Here is a 15981-nt window from a genome sequence, read left to right as displayed (position 1 = left end):
CACGCGGTCAGTCCAGATCGAAGCGGTTGCGCCATCTCTCTCTATCTGCGGCAGTTTGCTCGGGTTGGGCAGACTTATCCAGCCAGAATCCCTCAATGAACAGGAAATCCATATCTGTGTTCACAAAACACCGGAATGCATCGTCGGGGGTGCAGACAATCGGCTCACCCCGGACGTTGAAGGACGTGTTGACCAGAACCGAGCAGCCGGTTTTCGCCTTGAACGCCTCCAGGATCTGGTGGAAGAGCGGATTCGTTTCGGCATGAACAGTCTGCACGCGGGCGCTGTAATCCCAGTGGGTCACCGCAGGAATATCACTGCGCAGCTGGCTGACCGACTTCAGAAGGTCCTCATCGGGAACATCTGTTGCGCGGGGAAGGCAACGCTCCTTACAAACCGGTGCGACCAGAAGCATGTAAGGGCTTTCCGTATCAATTTCGAAATACTGTGAAGCATCCTCTGCAAGAACAGCAGGAGCAAAGGGCCGGAAGGACTCCCGGTACTTGATCTGCAGGTTCATCTGCTTCTGCGTTTCCGGGCTCAGAGGATTTCCAAGGATGGATCTTGCGCCCAGAGAGCGTGGACCGAACTCCATGCGCCCGTTGAAAAAGCCGACGATCTTTTCCTCTGCAAGAGCCGATGCGACAACCTCCGCACACTCGGCGTCATCCAGCTCGCGGTAGGGGATCTGATAGCTGCGCAGATACGCCCTGACTTCGTCTCTGGAAAACTTGGGGCCAAGATAGGAGCCCTTCATATGGTCCAGCCCTGCAGCCATCTTGCGGGGTACAGCAGCCACACCGTGGTGATAGGCCAGTGCGGCGCCCAATGCACAGCCCGCGTCGCCCGCAGCGGGCTGGATCCAGATGCGGTCAAACAAGCCCGACTTCAGAAGCTTGCCATTCGCAACGCAATTGAGCGCAACGCCCCCAGCAAGGCACAGGTTCTTCATACCTGTGACATCGCGGGCAAAGCGGGCCATGCGTTCGACAGCAATCTCGGTCAGTGCCTGAATGGAAGCCGCAAGATCCATTTCCCGGCGCGTGATGGGACTTTCCTGCGCCCGGGCCGGTCCGCCGAACAAGCCCGCAAATGCCTCGGAAAACATCTCTTCGCCAGCCACATAAGCGAACTTGTCAAGCTTCATGGTGACTTCTCCGGTTTCACCCAGCGTGACCAGTTCCTGAAGCATCTTCTCGAGATAGACAGGCTTGCCATAAGGGGCGAGACCCATCAGCTTGTACTCGCCCGAGTTCACCTTGAACCCGCAAAAAGCGGTCACTGCCGAATAGAGCAAACCAAGGGAATCGGGAAAGTTCAGCTGCTTGCTCAAGCTCACATGCTGTTGCTTTCCGGTGCCGATCGATGCGGTTGCCCACTCCCCGACACCGTCAATCACGAGGATTGCGGCCTCCTCGAAGGGAGACGGGTAGAAGGCCGACGCGGCATGCGAAAGATGGTGCTCGGAAAAATAGATCTGAGCCTGGGGATAGCCCTCGAATGTATCCGAGATGATCTGGCTGACGTGCAGTTTCTCCCCACTCCAGCCGGGTGCTGCCTTCAGCCAGGATTGCCTTGCTCCAGCAGCCCCGGACTGAAAGGACGCGACCATGCGCTCCAGCTTGCGCAGCGGCTTCTCGTAAAAGACCACATGGTTCAGCTGATGAAAGCCTATTCCTCCCTGTTCGAGGCAATAGGCGATGGCGCTGACCGGAAAGGATGCATCGTGCTTGATTCGCGTGAAACGCTCCTCCTGCGCAGCGGCGATGATTTCACCGTCCTTGAGCAGGGCCGCAGCTGAATCGTGGTAAAATGCGGAAATACCGAGTGTCCAGGTCATGATGCCGTTTCACCGTTGATTTTGGATTTCATCAAGCCGGGCTCAAGCCAGGTCATCATATAGTCAAGGGACGACGCAAGTCTTTGATGCGCAAAGTCCGTGTAATGCGGATCGTCCGGAAAGCGGAAATTCTGGCGGTTGCTCGGATGCTCGGACATGAAGGCCGGCAAGACATCCAGGACATGCACCCGTGTATCCGGGTCGCGAAGCTCCTTGAAGCGCTCCAGATATGTCGCGGGGGCCTCGCCCAAATAATGCTGATACATCGGCAGCGGGACAAGGAAGACGGGCTTGGGGGCAACCTGCGCCAGGAACCGGCTGATGATCGCCTTCATGAGAAGCCAGTGGCTGCTATCGGGCTTGCTGTAGATCGCATAGGGATCTGACGGGTGTTCTGGCAGATAGGGGAAGGTATAAGCCCAATCACCTCGGGTCTCTGCCGTTCGCATTTCTGTTGGCACCGGCACGTTTGAAAGTTTCAAGCCGTCTTCAGTCAACTCGAAGAAGGGCTTGGGCCGGAGCACCTCACGATTCTCATGCCAGTTGAAACTCGGGAAGCAAGTGTACTTGTTCCGGGCAATATTCTCCACGCAGAAGAACCAGATATAGGCATCTGCCTCATAGCTCTTCGCAAGCGTTTCAAAAATCAAAAGCTGCTGGTCAGTACCGCTGCCATTCAGGCCGAAATTCAGAATTTCCAGGTCTGGATGCCTGGCTTCGATCAGACTGGTCGCGCGGCGGTCATTCGAGACACCGTCACCCGCCGTATAAGAATCACCCAGCGCAATGATCCGGGTCTTTCCGGCCGGGATTTCGCGGGTGAATTCGCGGGAATCCCGCATGCCGGTGCTGTTCGTCTGAAACCGGTGATAGGTCTGGCCAAGCATGAGCCGGGCATCCATGTTCGGGATATGCCACCAGCCAAAAACCGGATGATACTCAAAGCACTGGCGCCGCCACCGCGTGCGCGTCGTGCGCTTCCATGAAACTGGCGCCGCCTCGTGCCGTGCGGTTCTCTTGAGAAACATCCGCCGCCTCCTCAAATATCTGTCTCAAAACCGCCAGCATGACAGCCCGGCAGGGTCAACCGGCACTCTCCCGGCTGCAAATCGTGAAAAGCTGCTGACTGAGCCGGATGGGATCGAATTCCTCAACGGCTATCCGCCTCGCATTTTCGCGCAACTGTGTTCTAAGTTCCGGCGAACCCGCAATCAAGGAAACGGCTTTGGCAATTTCAAGCGGGGACTCGGAATGCGCCGCAATGCCGGCATTGTTTTTTCTCAGGTACCAGGACAGGAACGAGTCTTTCCCCGCAATTGCAAGGATTGGCCGCCCGGTTGCGAGATAATCCGCCAGCTTCGCGGTTGCGGAAGTCCGGACAAGCTCCGCTGCCCGTGTGTCCATGCTGAATGGAATCAGCAGGATGTCGGCATTTGACTGAGCCTCGACAACTTCCTCGGGCTTGGCATGCTGGTGAAGCACCACTTTGGGCCCGTCGATCCCCTCTGATCTCAAGTGATCGTGAGATTGCGCCGTATAGATATGAAGCTCGGCATCGAAATCCTTGATCGCCTCGAGTGCGGCAATGATCGAGCGGAAGACCGAATAGTTGAGGTGGTACACAGCGCCGGTGAAAACCAGTTTCACCTTTTTCCCATCAGCGGGAAACCGGGTGACGAGCGGCGGCAGGGATGAACTGTGCATCGGATTGCGCAGCACATAGCACTTCGTCTTGAAATCCCTGACAAGCTTGTCCCGCATGAACTCGTTTGGCGCGATCATGAAGCTTGCTCTGGGGACAATGAACCGCTCGATCAGCGCAATCGCCGGCATGATGTGCCGGTCTGCCCACCACTGCTCCCGGTAATCGTCAAAATAATAGAGCGCAGCCTTTACACCCAGCACCCTGGCGGCAATCAGCGTCGCCAGCGGATCGTGGTAGTCACCCGTGCAGCCGATAAGGATCTTCGGGCGGTGTTCCGGATCCCTGAAGCAGGATACGATCTGCCGTGCACGCTGGATGCTGCCATGCCAGATGCTGATCGAGGCGATGACAGGCGCGAAGAACCGGAGCAGGGGGCCGATAAACGGCCTGCTGTAATGATGCGTAAAGTAAAGCGGCAGGACCGGCTTGATCGGAGGCAGGGGGAAATAGCGTCCTCCCACATTGCCAACGAAATCGTCCGCACCTGACCGCGACGCAAGAACCGGGTGACCGATCAGCCGGTAGTGTTCGGGCGGAATTGCAGACAGCAGGCGCCTGATGACGACCGCCTGCCCGGACCACATCGGCGGAAGAAATCTGCTGGAAAAGGCAAAAAGCGGCGCCTTTGGCCGCTCCAAGGCCGGCGGCACGTTCGCCCTTCGCGCCATACCGTGCAGCACAAGGCCGAAGACCTTGAAGATGAACCACTGCGCAATCCGGCAGGCCCCGCGCAAGGGCAAGCGGAGCAGCCGGATCAGGCGCTGCAAGCCGGCCGGCCGGGTGGCGGCCCCGTCCTTTCCGCCCCACGAAGCAATAGCCTTGACCTTTTCCGAGACCTGCAGGCAGCGGTTCCGCACGCGCTGTTTCCAGTGCTCCGAGTAATGCATGGCGCCGATGCCATACAGCTTCGCCAGAATCTGGTGGCGCTCCGACTTTAGCTCGGAGGGAAGGGCAGGATCGGCCAGGGTGCGCTTGAAGGCATCGACGACCTCCACAAATATTGCGGATTTTTTTGTCTTGATACTGGCAGAATCAAGATGGTCCCGATGCGTGGCAAGCAATTTCGGCACATAGATAAGGTCGCCACGGATGGCCAGGCGCATGAAGAATTCCATGTCCCCTGCATAGCGGTATTCTTCGCGCCTTGCGCCGTAAGAGGTAATTGCGTCACGCCGGATCAGGGTGCCCGGACCAATGCCAAAATTCACATCCCGCAGCATTGAGTGAATCGTATAGGGCATCAATTTTTCGACGCGAATATACTCATGCTCCGGACCAATCCGGACCCAGTCACCATAAGCAGCAACGGCCAGTGAATTGGCTTCCAGCGCTTTTACGAGTGTCGAAATGCAGGCCGGCAGAATTGGATCGTCCGAGTTCACAACGCAGACATATTTGCCTGTCGCCTCGCTGAAACCCTGATTGACCGTCCGCCCTTCACCCCGGTTTTCTCTTGAAATGACACGCAAACGGCCAGCATACCGGCCGATCATTTCAAGGCTGCGATCAGTTGAACCATCGTCAATGACGATAATTTCAATATCGTCATAATCCTGGGCGAAAATGCTATCAATAGTTTCGCAGATCAGTTTTTCCCTATTGAACGTAGGGACGATCACAGTAACCTTTGGATTCATCTGCCTACATAACCCACCCAAAGACATAAATAGACGTGCGAGATATTTCGCCCGAAAGGCTTAAACGATCCGAACACCCCATACAACCAGAAATCTTAGAGCCGCTCATAACACCAAGCTGGCTTGTTGATGACGGTGAGTTTGACGGCAGAAAAAGTATGACAGGACAACGTCTTCACTCTGTTTTTGATGCCGTCCGGCGATCGGGGCAAGATGAGGCATGCACGTCACGGTGCAAAGCCGGTCACTCTATTACACCCCGTCAGTCTCCCCAGGGTTGCTTCCGGAGCCCGGTGTCAGGGAAATGCCACCGGTGTTTGCAACATTGCACAGGCAGATCTCTGGAGCGCATACACAAGTCTGGGAATCACAGGAATTGCACGATAGTGTGCACGCCATAAATGATTGAATCTGTCAGGCAGGTCACGCACAAGCTTCATGGCGGACAAGCGCTGCAGACGAACACGGGGAGAACGCATCAGATGCAGAGTGTCCTGGTCATTGGAGCAACAGGAATGCTGGGGCATCAGTGTTGCGCGCAGCTTTCCCAGCGCTTCTCCGTGACAGGTACGGTGAGAGGTGATGCAGGTGCGTTTTCAGGCCTGCCTGCCTTCCGGAACGTGCAGCTTGCCGGCGGGATCTCCACGTCGGGCCTGGACGGGCTTGAAGCACTCCTTGCGGATCTGCGCCCGCATGCGGTCCTGAATTGCGTCGGGGTCATCAAGCAATTGGCTTCGGAAGCTTCATCCGAAACAATGATTGCCACCAATGCCCTGTTTCCGCATCAGCTGGCCCGGTTGTGCGGACTTTACGGCAGCCGCCTCATTCATTTCAGCACCGACTGCGTTTTTTCAGGCGCTGCAGGAAACTACAGGGAAGGCGATCTGACCGATGCAAGAGATGTCTATGGCCTGTCGAAGCTGCTTGGCGAAGTCACGGATGGCAACGCCCTGACGCTGAGAACGTCAATCATCGGCCTTGAACTCAATCATTTTCTCAGTCTTGCTGAGTGGGTTATCTCCAACAAGGGCGGCAAGGTGCGCGGGTTTACGAACGCAATCTTCTCCGGCTTCACGACGCCGGTCCTGGCCCGCCTTGCCGGTGACATCATCACCTCGCATCCAGATTTGAGCGGCCTGTACCATGCTTCGGCCGAGCCAATCAGCAAGTATGATCTGGTCAAGCTCATCAATGACGAGCTGAAGCTTGGTATTGAGATTGAAGCCTATCCGGACTTCAGGTGTGACCGCTCTCTTGACAGCAGCCGGCTGCAGGATGCCATAGGTTTTCGCGCACCTTCATGGCAGCACATGATCGCCGAGCTTGGCTCACAATACGCAATCCGCGAGCAATCGCTGTAAGCGGCAGATTTTGACGGCATTCAGACGAACACGGGAACAAAAGCATGCTCACAGGCAAGAAGATACTGATCACAGGTGGCACCGGGTCTCTGGGAAAGGTCCTCATCCGGCGGCTGTTGAGCGGCGAATTCGGCACACCGGACAAGATAGTCGTCTTCTCCCGAGATGAAGCAAAGCAGCATAATCTCCGGCTTGAGTATCTGCACAAGGCCGTCTCAACGGAAGAAATCGTCTATCATAATTTCGAACGTATCCTTGAGTTCGTTATCGGTGATGTGCGGGATTACCCGTCCATCACCAATGCCTTGCGCGATGTGGATATCGTGTTCAATGCAGCCGCAATGAAACAGGTGCCAACCTGCGAGTATTTCCCTTACGAGGCGGTGCGCACCAACATCGATGGCTGCCAGAACATCATCCGTGCGATCCGTGAGCTGCGCCTGCCGATCGAAACTGTGGTCGGCATCTCCACGGACAAGGCCGCCAAGCCTGTGAATGTGATGGGGATGACGAAGTCTCTGCAGGAGCGCCTGTTCCTCAGCGCGAACATCTATGCGCCCCAGACCAGATTTGTCTGCGTCCGTTATGGCAATGTCCTTGCCTCACGCGGTTCCGTCATTCCCCTGTTCCATGATCAGATCAAGAAGGGTGGCCCGGTCACTGTCACCAGTCCGGACATGACACGCTTCCTCCTGAGCCTTGATGAGGCGGTGGACGTCATCATGGCGGCGGTGAAGGACGGTGATCCGGGTGACACATTCGTGCCGCGTGTTCCCTCCAGCAATATCATGAATCTGGCGCATGGGCTGATCGAGGACAGGGATATCGAGATCAAGGTGACCGGCGTCCGCCCTGGCGAGAAGCTGCATGAGATCCTCATTTCCGAAGAGGAGGCCCTGCGCACGGTCGAACGCGGCAAGTACTATGTCATTCAGTCCATCCTGCCGGAATTGCGGAAGGGTGAGGCGGCAGCTCCTTGCCTGACCAAGGAATACAGCTCCGAAGATGATGTCATGACGGAAGATGAAATGCGTCAGCTGCTGATCGATCGCAGGCTTCGCGTCACCGATATGCTCAACTACGAAGGTGAGTTCCTCGCCTGAGATATCGGATTCGAGCACTTGCAGGGTTCATGGGAAAAGAATGAGCTGATATGGCACAGCATCTAGATGACATGTCGAAAATGTCCCGCATCCAGTACGTGGTATACAATCGCGGTGAGCGGATGCTGCCCGGCATCACTCACTCGATGGCTGAGATCGTCAGGCATTACAGCAGCTACAAATTCTTCCATGACGCCATTGTCAGTGATCTTGAACGTGCCGGGGAACTGGGCAAGCGTCCGGTGAGCATTCTCGATCTCGGATTCGGGACAGGGCATGGCTGCCAAATGCTCGCTCAGATCCCCAATTCCAGGGTTGTCGGGATAGACAATTCCTATGCGTGCCGAAGATACGCCAGGCGCTACTATAACAGCCGCAACATCGACTATGTGATCGCCGACATTCCAGATTATCTTCGGAAAATGAAGCCTTTCGATTACGTCGTGTCACGTGGCGTGATTGAACACGTTCCCGACGGCATTGAAGAAACGATCAATGCCAGATGGACCAGCCGCCTGATGTTCGACGTGCCTTATGATGAGCCGGGCGGCATCAACGAACATCATCTGGTCTCCAATGTGACCGCTGAATCCTTCCGGGACTACTCCAATGTGGAGATTTTCTACGAAGAGGTCGGCGGAGAAATCTACACAGGCGATCCCAGGCCTGAAAAGCCGAACATGATCATGTGCGTCTCCTCGCGTGAAACGCTGCCTCCCCTCAGTTCTGTCCTGCAACTGCCGGTGCCGCCCTGGAGCACAAGCCTGTCCATGGCGGAGATGGCACCTCAGGTCACCTGGTGGCATAAGTTCATCGACAAGATCCACGTTCCAGCAAAATGAACGGAATTTTTCATGCCTGAACATACTTTGAAGACGGTTCTGAACCTTCTCTGGTTCTGCGTGATCTTGCCGGTTGGGTTCTTGCGCCGGCTGACGGGCCGCGGCTTGAAACAGCAAGGCTGGGTGGACGTCAGCGTTACCACCATCGACCCGGAAACTTTCAGGAGGCAATATTGAGAACCTTCTTGCGGCGGTGCAAACGGATTTTGATTGTGCCTTCCTCCTACCGCTCCTCTCTGCGGAACATGTCATTCGTCATGCGTCTTGGCGACAGGCTTCTGCTGCGGCTCATGATCCGCGCCACGCCTCTGGCCAGGGGCAACGAAGCCTCCGGGGTCAACGAAAAAACATATGTCATGTTCTGATTTTCCGGCAGAACACAGGAACAGAGCAGTTCCAGCCGTCTGATCAGGTCGAAGGGCGTGTTCGAAGCCGGCCGGTCTGACGGGCCATCCTTGCTTGTGCCCTGCCGCATTTGGGCCATTGAATACCTTACTATGTTGTTCACTCAATAAGGGTTTGAGCAGAATGAAAATTGCCACGATCCTCGGAACCCGTCCGGAAATCATTCGCTTGAGCCGGATCATTCCCAAGCTGGATGCGGTCTCAGAGCACGTTCTGATCCATACCGGCCAGAACTACACGCCAAGCCTGAGCGACAACTTTCTCAAGGAATTCGACATCCGGGAGCCGGATCACTTTCTTGGCGTGAAGGCTGACACGGCTGCGGGCATTATTGCGCAGGTGATTGAAAGAACGGACCGCATTCTTGAGGCAGAAAAGCCGGACCGCATCCTGATCCTGGGCGACACGAACTCAGGCCTCGCAGCCATACCGGCGCAGCGCCGCGGGATTCCGGTGTTTCATATGGAGGCAGGCAACCGCTGCTACGACATCCGTGTGCCGGAGGAGGGCAACAGACGGATCATCGACCATTCAAGCGAGATTCTTCTGCCCTACACCGAAGGGAGCAGGCGCATACTGCTGGCAGAGGGCATTCCCTCGAACCGGGTTTATGTCACCGGCAATCCGATCAAGGAAGTTCTGGACCACTACCAGAGCGAAATTGACAGATCCGTGATTCTGGCCGACCTCGGGCTGGGTGCCAAGGACTACATCCTGGCGACCCTCCACAGGGCGGAGAACGTGGATTCTCCGGACCGGCTGGCTACCTTTATCGAAGGCTTCAACAGGGTTGCAGATACATTCGGCAAGCCGGTTGTGGTCAGCACACATCCGCGCACGCGCGACAAGATGACCCGCTTCGGCATTACGGGCAGCAGCAATGTCCGCTTTCTCGAGCCCTTCGGTTTCTTTGATTTCGTTCACCTGGAGAAGCAGGCCCTTTGCGTGCTCAGCGACAGCGGCACCGTGCAGGAGGAATGCTGCCTTCTCAACATTCCGACCGTCACGTTGCGTGATACGACCGAGCGCCCGGAGACGATCGACTGCGGAAGCAACATTCTCAGTGGCTGCGATGCCGGCCGCATTCTGGAATGCGTGCGTGCAGCCCTGGCATTTCCTCCAAGCTGGACGGCACCCCGCGAGTATCTGCAAACCAATGTCAGTGACGTTGTAACGCGTATCCTCCTTACCCATTTTATGGGCAGGACGGGTTCCTGACGGAGATTTTGATGACAAATTCGACTGGAGCAGAACCAGCCCCAAGTCATGCGGACGTAAGAAACTTCGACAGCAATCAGAAGACCGATGCGGCCTTTCGGGAAGCTTTGCACCACAACAATGTTGTTCTTGACATCGGATGCGGGCTCAATCCTTTTTCCATGTTCACTCCGGGCATTCATTTGGCCGTTGAGCCATGGGGGCAGTATCATCCGCTTCTGAGAAAGCGGTTTTCGAACGTTCCGGGATTTGTTCTTCTGAATTTCCTTGTTCCGGAGGGGCTGAGTGTTCTTCCGGACAAGTCAGCTGACAGCGTCTTCATGTTTGACGTAATCGAACACCTCGACAAGGATCAGGGGCATTTGCTGCTGGCGGAGGCGGAACGGATCGCCCGCGATCAGATCGGGATATTTACCCCGCTCGGCTTCATTGACCAGTCATATGAGGCAGATGACAAGGATGCCTGGGGCTTTGACAACACGCTTTTGCAAACACACAGATCCGGATGGACACCATCCGACTTCGGGCCCGGCTGGCAATGCTTCGTTTGCGATACCTATCATAGCCATCCCGGCCGGGAGCTGAGCTTCGGAGCATTCTTTGCCCTGAAAACCCTGACTGGCCGGGATCTGCAGCGTGAGAGTGCTGCCCCCAGAACCGCCGGAGAGCACCTTTGATTGACAGGCAGAATTCCAGTGAAAGCCTTGCCCCGGAAAATGCGATCCAGCAACTGGCCCAAGTGATCGAATCTGGCCCGGTTGTACTCAGCGTTGGTTCTGGGCCGGTCGACCGCCGGCTGTTTCGCCCCGAAATGCTGATCGAGGCACGAATCCGCAACTGGTCCTCTCCAGCTTCCCGGCCCTCGGAAGACGGCGCCTTCAGTGCAGAGCCGGAACTGTGCGAACGCAGGACCGAGCTTCTTCTTGCAGATTCTGACGCCCTCTCGATCTTTCCGGACAAGACGGCCGATACCGCAGTTCTTGCCGGTGATCTTGCGCTCCTGGACAGGGCCGAAGGGTGGAAGGTGATCGAACACCTGCTCCGTATTGCGCGGCGCCAGGCTGTCATTCCTTGCGGAGTTTCCGTCTCTTCCCAGGGCGAACATTCGCCCGGCAGCACAGGGACGGTCTGGCGCCCGGAGGATTTTGACGGAACCTGGCAGATTGTTTTCCAGCCGGAGCAGATCCCGGCTGCGCCAGGGGACGCGCGGCCGTTTTATGCCATCCGGACGTTTCCCAAGCCGGGTTACCGCTACAGGTTCAGCCGCAAGACCCTTGTCATTGCCGAAACGGCCTTGCCGCAAGGTCGGTTTGAAAAGCGTGCACCTGAAGAAAGCGAATTGGAGGGCGCCCTCTACAGCATATTCAGGGATGTTGAGCCTTCCTCTTTCATGATTTCCGGAACCTGGGATTTTCAGCCCTATCCGGCAAATTCCATGTATGACCCTGCCGTGCTTGCGGAAAGGCGCCATCCCATCCAGTATATCTATATGCCCGGCATGTTGAACCATGCGCAGGAAGTTATAGAAAGTCAGAACTTCTCCGAAATTTCAGAAATCTCTGAAATACCGCCGCTCATTACGCATTTGGCGGAAAATTACTATGAAAAGATATTCAAGCCTCTGCAGATAGATTTCTTTATCTATATCGGCAGGCCAAACATTGCAGCTTTCTGTCTTATCTATCTGATGGAAAAATATGGCATAAAGATCAGGATTCTTGACTACGAACCTGCAACGGCTTCGGACGGACAGCTTTATTCGCGTTATGCTGAGCGTTTCAAGGTCAAGACAGCCCTCGAGCGGATGGACTCTTTTGCTGTCAACCTGACATCCTCCTGGGAGCGTCCTGCCATGCCGATGCCGCAAGTGAGCCCGCCGGAGGAAGAGCCGGAACCTGCTGCTCAGGCCCCGGCTCCTGTGCAGGTGGACCTTGCGCCCTTCCCGTTCCTGAGGCGGCTGGAACTGACCCCGGCTGCGGACGCATCGCAGCTGGATCTCTATCTGTCCGGCTGTAAGCTTGAAATTGCGCCCGCGCCCCACACGACAGTCAGGGGGCTTCAGGTGCGCGGCAGTTTCATGTTGAAGGGAGCGGGGACGGACAAATTCAAGCTGAAGGCAATCCGGGTCATCTGGGACACCGAAACGCTTTCAGAGACCAGTTATTGGGGTCATTCCGCCACAACCTCAAGCTACAGCTTTTCGATCAACGCAGGTCTCATCGGGACGGGGCCACACTGTGACCTGACGGTCGTTCTTTATCTGGAGAACTCTGAGGCTGAGGAGGATCTCCCTCATGCCGTCTATTTCAGCGCAGGGACGATCAAGGTCGAGCGTGTGGCTCCTGCATGGAGCCGTGACAGCGCTGGGGATCCGGCGGCGATCCATCCGCTCCTCGTGTCGGGACTGGGCCGCAGCGGCACGACGCTGCTGATGAAGCTCCTGCTGTCTCACCCCAAGATCGCCGGCTGGGATGTTCATCCCTATGAAGGTCAGGCAGCTCAGTACTGGCTGAATGCTGCCCGCATCCTGCTGCAGCCCCGCGATGTCCGGCCGGACGTTCCGGTAACGGCATTTCAGCAGGCCATGAACAAGATCTTCCGCAATCCGTTCCTCTCTCATCCGTTCATGGCGGATCCGGCAGAGCACAATCCGGTTCTGGAATGGGCCGATCATACCCATGTTCCTCAGACAATCGAGTTCTTCAAACGTCAGATTGACCAATATTACAAGGCACTCGCCAAGGAATGCGGGAAAGAGGGCGCCGTGTTCTTCGCAGAGAAGACACAGCCGAACATGCACTCCGAGATCTTCAATGAAGTCTACGGGAATCCGGCAGAGCTGACACTTGTCCGGCATCCATTCGACGTGCTTTGTTCTGTCCGATCATTTTTCCCGCAAGTGGAGTTCTACAAGACGGATGAATATATTTCTGCGCTCAATCTCGGTTATGAGCGCATGCTTTACAGGCTTGATCTGGAAGACCGCAGGAACAAGGTGATCCTGTATGAGGACATGATCTCTTCACCGCAGGAAACAATGTCCGGTGTGTTTAAGTTCATTGGGCTGGAGGCATTTGAGATGCCTGCCTCAGGCGCAACGGATGGGGCGGCGAATTCACACATCACCAGCGCCAGTTCGGAAAGCTCCGTCCATCGCTGGAAGCAGGACCTGTCCGCGAGCGATCAGGAACTGGCAAAAGCGGTGTTTGAGAGCACGATGAAGAAGATGGCAATGCATTTGCCGGGCTTCGATCCGGGATATCCTGTCTGATATCAGGGCGCTGATGCCAAGTCTCGATGAGTTCGACTCATCGGGACTTGGTCAAGCACCTGCAGCGCTTGGGCTCCCCCACGGCGGGGTCGGCTCGTTATCAGAAAAGTTCGCGGTATACGGCCCGCGTCTGCTCGATAATCGCCTCTTCCGCAAATTCCGCCTCTGCCTTGTGCCGTCCGGCCTCGCCCATGCGGGCGCAGGTGGCGGGGTCCTGAAGCAGGCGGCGGATGGCGGCAGTGAGAGCGGCGGCGTTGCGCGGCTCCACCAGCAGGCCGGTGACCCCGTCTTCCACGGCCTCGCTGCAGCCGGGCATGGTGGTGGTCACAACGGGCCGGGCACAGGCCATCGCCTCGATCACCACCTTGGGAATGCCTTCGCCATAATAGGAGGGCAGACAGAAGATATGCGTGGCGGCCAGAACCTCAGGCATGTCGGACCGGTAGCCCCACCATTCCACCACGCCCTCGGCCACCCAGGCCTCAAGCTGCTGGCTGGATACGGATGAGGGATTCTTTTCATCCGGGCGGCCAGTCAGCACGAAGCGTGCAGATACACCGTCCGCCCGCAGCCGGCGTGCCGCTTCCACAAACTCGCCAATGCCCTTGTCCCACAGCAGGCGCGAGGCCAGCAGCACAACGGGCGCGCCGTCCGGCAGCGGCGTGGCGGCATAGCTGGAGAGATTGACCCCGGCACTGCGGATCAGGCGAACCTGCGACGGGTCAAGCAACCCATTGTGGGTGAGGGCGGCCGCATCATGGCTGTTCTGTACGATGACCCGGCTGCGCGGGTTGCCCAGAAGCAGGCGGAAGAGGCCACGCATCACAGGCCGCAGGACCCGGGCCTTGCGCGAGGTGGAGGAAAACACAAAACCGAGGCCGGCGAGGGCGTTGACGATGGCCGGAACGCCGGTCAGCCGCGCTGCCAGCGCGCCATAAAGCACCGGCTTCAACGCCACATGATGCACCAGAGCGGGCTTCTCGGCGCGGTAGATCTGCATCAGTTCGGCAATGGACCGCAGATCCCGGAACGGATTGAGGCCGGAACGGTCCATGTGCTGCAGCGGGATGACGCGCACCCCTTCAGCGGAGATCACCGCCTCGTCCCCGTTGGTCCGTGTTGCCAGGACCACCTCATGCCCGGCCCGCACCAGCGTCGCCGCCAGAGGCAGCCTGTGTGAGCGGAAGTACCAGTCTTCCGAAACAACAAACAGGATTTTCAGCTTAGGCAATGACATCACGTTATCCGGCAAGACGTAAAAACATCCAATATATCTAAAAATATACCGGCGCCAGACCGGTTTGACCAACTCTCGATGCGTTTGACTGATCGAGAGTTGGTCAAGCCCGCGCGGCGCCTGAGCAATTTCAAGGCGTGATGCGTCAGCATCGGAAGCCTTGGTATCAAGCAATCGCCCGGGGCTCTCCCTCCAGACGGCTCCCAAGCTTGCGTCCAAGTTTCATGAAGGGCCTCTCAACGAAACGGTAGGTGAGATAGGACAAGCCAATCGTGGCAGGCACCGCCCAGAACGGCCCGAACAGACGGATACCCAATATATGCCAAAGATAGATTGAAAAACTGATTCCTCCGGCAAACACAATCAATCGTCCTGAAAGGATGCGCCGCAGCAAGCAGTCTGTACGGCATCTCATCAGTACAAGAAATGTTATTGCGCCAAAGGCAAGTACACTCAAGTTGCTTTCACCAAGGACAAGGAGCGCGATCAGAAGCGCAGCAATTGCAGGATCGGCGTAGGAGGAAACGAGCTTTCCCCAATCCGTCTGGAGCTTCAAAGTATAGGCAACGATTCCAAGCAGGAAAATGTGCAGATACCAGAACAATGTATAAGCGCGATATTTGAAATAGTTGTCTCCAATCGACATGTAAACAAGATCTCGTATTGGATACAAAGAAAATAACACAATGAAAATAAAGATGAAATCAAGTCTGCGTTGTGAGATCACGTAGAAAAGAGGGAAAACGAGATAGAACGCCATCTCCACTGCGATCGACCATTCCACCGAAATGATATCATTCGCGTACCATGGCATGAAGATGTTCAGCAGAAATACGTGAGATATGATTGAGTCTATGCCGAAGTAGTCGACCCCGCCGCCAAGCTGGATATAGACTGCGAGTGCCAGAAGATAGAGCGGCATGATCCTGAAGAGCCGCCTGACGTAAAATCCCGCCCAGAATCGAAGATTCATGACAGCGCTGGACTGGATGCTGAGACACAGGCTGTAGGCAGAAACAACGAAGAAAATCGTAACGCCGTACTTCCCGTGATCCGCAATCGAATTGCCAATAGACCCCAGCTCCCGTAAACCCCAACCGCCTGCGTGGATCATGAACACGAGCAAAGCCGCAATGCCGCGCAGGCCATCAAGATAAGGAAGTCTGTTCTTCTGCATGAGAAGAGCATCAACATAATTTTCTGAAACGGTCCATAGAAAAGACCGGAAACAATCCGGCTTCAACACGTTATGGCGACGGCGCACTTGTTCAAAGCGCTCGGATCACCTTTAGGGGCTGACATAGATAGCGTTTTCAGTTTTACTTGAACCACCAGTTTTGCAGGACGCTGACGAGATTGGCA

The 15981-nt window shown here is 56.2% G+C and carries 12 protein-coding genes; 7 read left to right on the top strand and 5 right to left on the bottom strand.

Annotated features, from left to right (window positions below; translation table 11 throughout):
* Positions 1-7 precede the first annotated feature (7 nt).
* From ACVNHC_RS21190 to ACVNHC_RS21180, 3 genes are read right to left on the bottom strand one after another with little or no spacing between them, the layout of a single operon-like run.
* Positions 8-1840 carry a carbamoyltransferase family protein gene (locus ACVNHC_RS21190; RefSeq protein WP_457169313.1) on the bottom strand — a complete coding sequence of 611 codons (1833 nt, stop codon included), beginning with the start codon at positions 1838-1840 and terminating at the stop codon, positions 8-10.
* On the bottom strand, positions 1837-2868 hold the full coding sequence (locus ACVNHC_RS21185) for a hypothetical protein (RefSeq protein WP_457169311.1): 1032 nt from the start codon (positions 2866-2868) through the stop codon (positions 1837-1839). The genes ACVNHC_RS21190 and ACVNHC_RS21185 overlap by 4 nt, the downstream gene beginning before the upstream one ends.
* A 55-nt stretch (positions 2869-2923) precedes the next feature.
* A complete protein-coding gene (locus tag ACVNHC_RS21180; protein ID WP_163001433.1) occupies positions 2924-5182 on the bottom strand; it encodes a glycosyltransferase in 2259 nt (752 codons plus the stop codon).
* 482 nt (positions 5183-5664) lie between these two features.
* Between ACVNHC_RS21180 and ACVNHC_RS21175 the strand changes: the two genes are divergently transcribed.
* From ACVNHC_RS21175 to ACVNHC_RS21145, 7 genes are all read left to right on the top strand, one after another.
* On the top strand, positions 5665-6543 hold the full coding sequence (locus tag ACVNHC_RS21175) for a dTDP-4-dehydrorhamnose reductase family protein (RefSeq protein WP_457169309.1): 879 nt from the start codon (positions 5665-5667) through the stop codon (positions 6541-6543).
* Positions 6544-6587: 44 nt separating this feature from the next.
* Positions 6588-7646 (top strand): polysaccharide biosynthesis protein, encoded by a 1059-nt coding sequence (locus ACVNHC_RS21170; protein WP_457169307.1) that lies wholly within the window; start codon positions 6588-6590, stop codon positions 7644-7646.
* Positions 7647-7696: 50 nt separating this feature from the next.
* A complete protein-coding gene (locus ACVNHC_RS21165) occupies positions 7697-8488 on the top strand; it encodes a class I SAM-dependent methyltransferase (RefSeq protein WP_082206002.1) in 792 nt (263 codons plus the stop codon).
* A gap of 12 nt (positions 8489-8500) precedes the next feature.
* The gene (locus ACVNHC_RS21160; RefSeq protein ID WP_157757099.1) at positions 8501-8665 is read left to right on the top strand and encodes a hypothetical protein; all 165 of its coding nucleotides are present in this window, start codon (positions 8501-8503) and stop codon (positions 8663-8665) included.
* A gap of 351 nt (positions 8666-9016) precedes the next feature.
* Complete coding sequence (wecB, locus tag ACVNHC_RS21155) at positions 9017-10111, top strand: non-hydrolyzing UDP-N-acetylglucosamine 2-epimerase (RefSeq protein ID WP_050473589.1); 1095 nt, start codon at positions 9017-9019, stop codon at positions 10109-10111.
* Between the two features lie 11 nt (positions 10112-10122).
* Entirely contained in the window at positions 10123-10788 is a 666-nt protein-coding gene (locus ACVNHC_RS21150; protein ID WP_457169304.1) for a methyltransferase domain-containing protein, read from the top strand.
* Positions 10785-13382, top strand: coding sequence for a sulfotransferase (locus ACVNHC_RS21145; protein ID WP_457169302.1), 2598 nt, complete (start codon positions 10785-10787; stop codon positions 13380-13382). The genes ACVNHC_RS21150 and ACVNHC_RS21145 overlap by 4 nt, the downstream gene beginning before the upstream one ends.
* Positions 13383-13482: 100 nt before the next feature.
* Here ACVNHC_RS21145 and ACVNHC_RS21140 read toward each other — a convergent pair whose 3' ends face one another.
* Together ACVNHC_RS21140 and ACVNHC_RS21135 are read right to left on the bottom strand one after the other, a co-directional pair.
* Positions 13483-14619: a glycosyltransferase family 4 protein gene (locus ACVNHC_RS21140; protein ID WP_457169300.1), complete on the bottom strand. Its 1137-nt coding sequence runs from the start codon at positions 14617-14619 to the stop codon at positions 13483-13485.
* Between the two features lie 166 nt (positions 14620-14785).
* Positions 14786-15796: an acyltransferase family protein gene (locus ACVNHC_RS21135; RefSeq protein WP_457169298.1), complete on the bottom strand. Its 1011-nt coding sequence runs from the start codon at positions 15794-15796 to the stop codon at positions 14786-14788.
* Between the last annotated feature and the right edge of the window lie 185 nt (positions 15797-15981).

This window comes from Pannonibacter sp. Q-1, from assembly GCF_054073275.1.
The sequence above is the reverse complement of the archived record's forward strand: the minus strand, read 5'-3'. Positions and strand labels throughout refer to the sequence as shown.

Coding starts and splice junctions, on each gene's coding strand:
- ACVNHC_RS21165 (WP_082206002.1), top strand. CDS start 7,697: ATGGCACAGCATCTAGATGACATGTCGAAAATGTCCCGCATCCAGTAC.
- ACVNHC_RS21180 (WP_163001433.1), bottom strand. CDS start 5,182: ATGAATCCAAAGGTTACTGTGATCGTCCCTACGTTCAATAGGGAAAAA.
- ACVNHC_RS21135 (WP_457169298.1), bottom strand. CDS start 15,796: ATGCAGAAGAACAGACTTCCTTATCTTGATGGCCTGCGCGGCATTGCG.
- ACVNHC_RS21190 (WP_457169313.1), bottom strand. CDS start 1,840: ATGACCTGGACACTCGGTATTTCCGCATTTTACCACGATTCAGCTGCG.
- ACVNHC_RS21160 (WP_157757099.1), top strand. CDS start 8,501: ATGCCTGAACATACTTTGAAGACGGTTCTGAACCTTCTCTGGTTCTGC.
- ACVNHC_RS21140 (WP_457169300.1), bottom strand. CDS start 14,619: ATGTCATTGCCTAAGCTGAAAATCCTGTTTGTTGTTTCGGAAGACTGG.
- ACVNHC_RS21175 (WP_457169309.1), top strand. CDS start 5,665: ATGCAGAGTGTCCTGGTCATTGGAGCAACAGGAATGCTGGGGCATCAG.
- ACVNHC_RS21170 (WP_457169307.1), top strand. CDS start 6,588: ATGCTCACAGGCAAGAAGATACTGATCACAGGTGGCACCGGGTCTCTG.
- wecB (WP_050473589.1), top strand. CDS start 9,017: ATGAAAATTGCCACGATCCTCGGAACCCGTCCGGAAATCATTCGCTTG.
- ACVNHC_RS21150 (WP_457169304.1), top strand. CDS start 10,123: ATGACAAATTCGACTGGAGCAGAACCAGCCCCAAGTCATGCGGACGTA.
- ACVNHC_RS21185 (WP_457169311.1), bottom strand. CDS start 2,868: ATGTTTCTCAAGAGAACCGCACGGCACGAGGCGGCGCCAGTTTCATGG.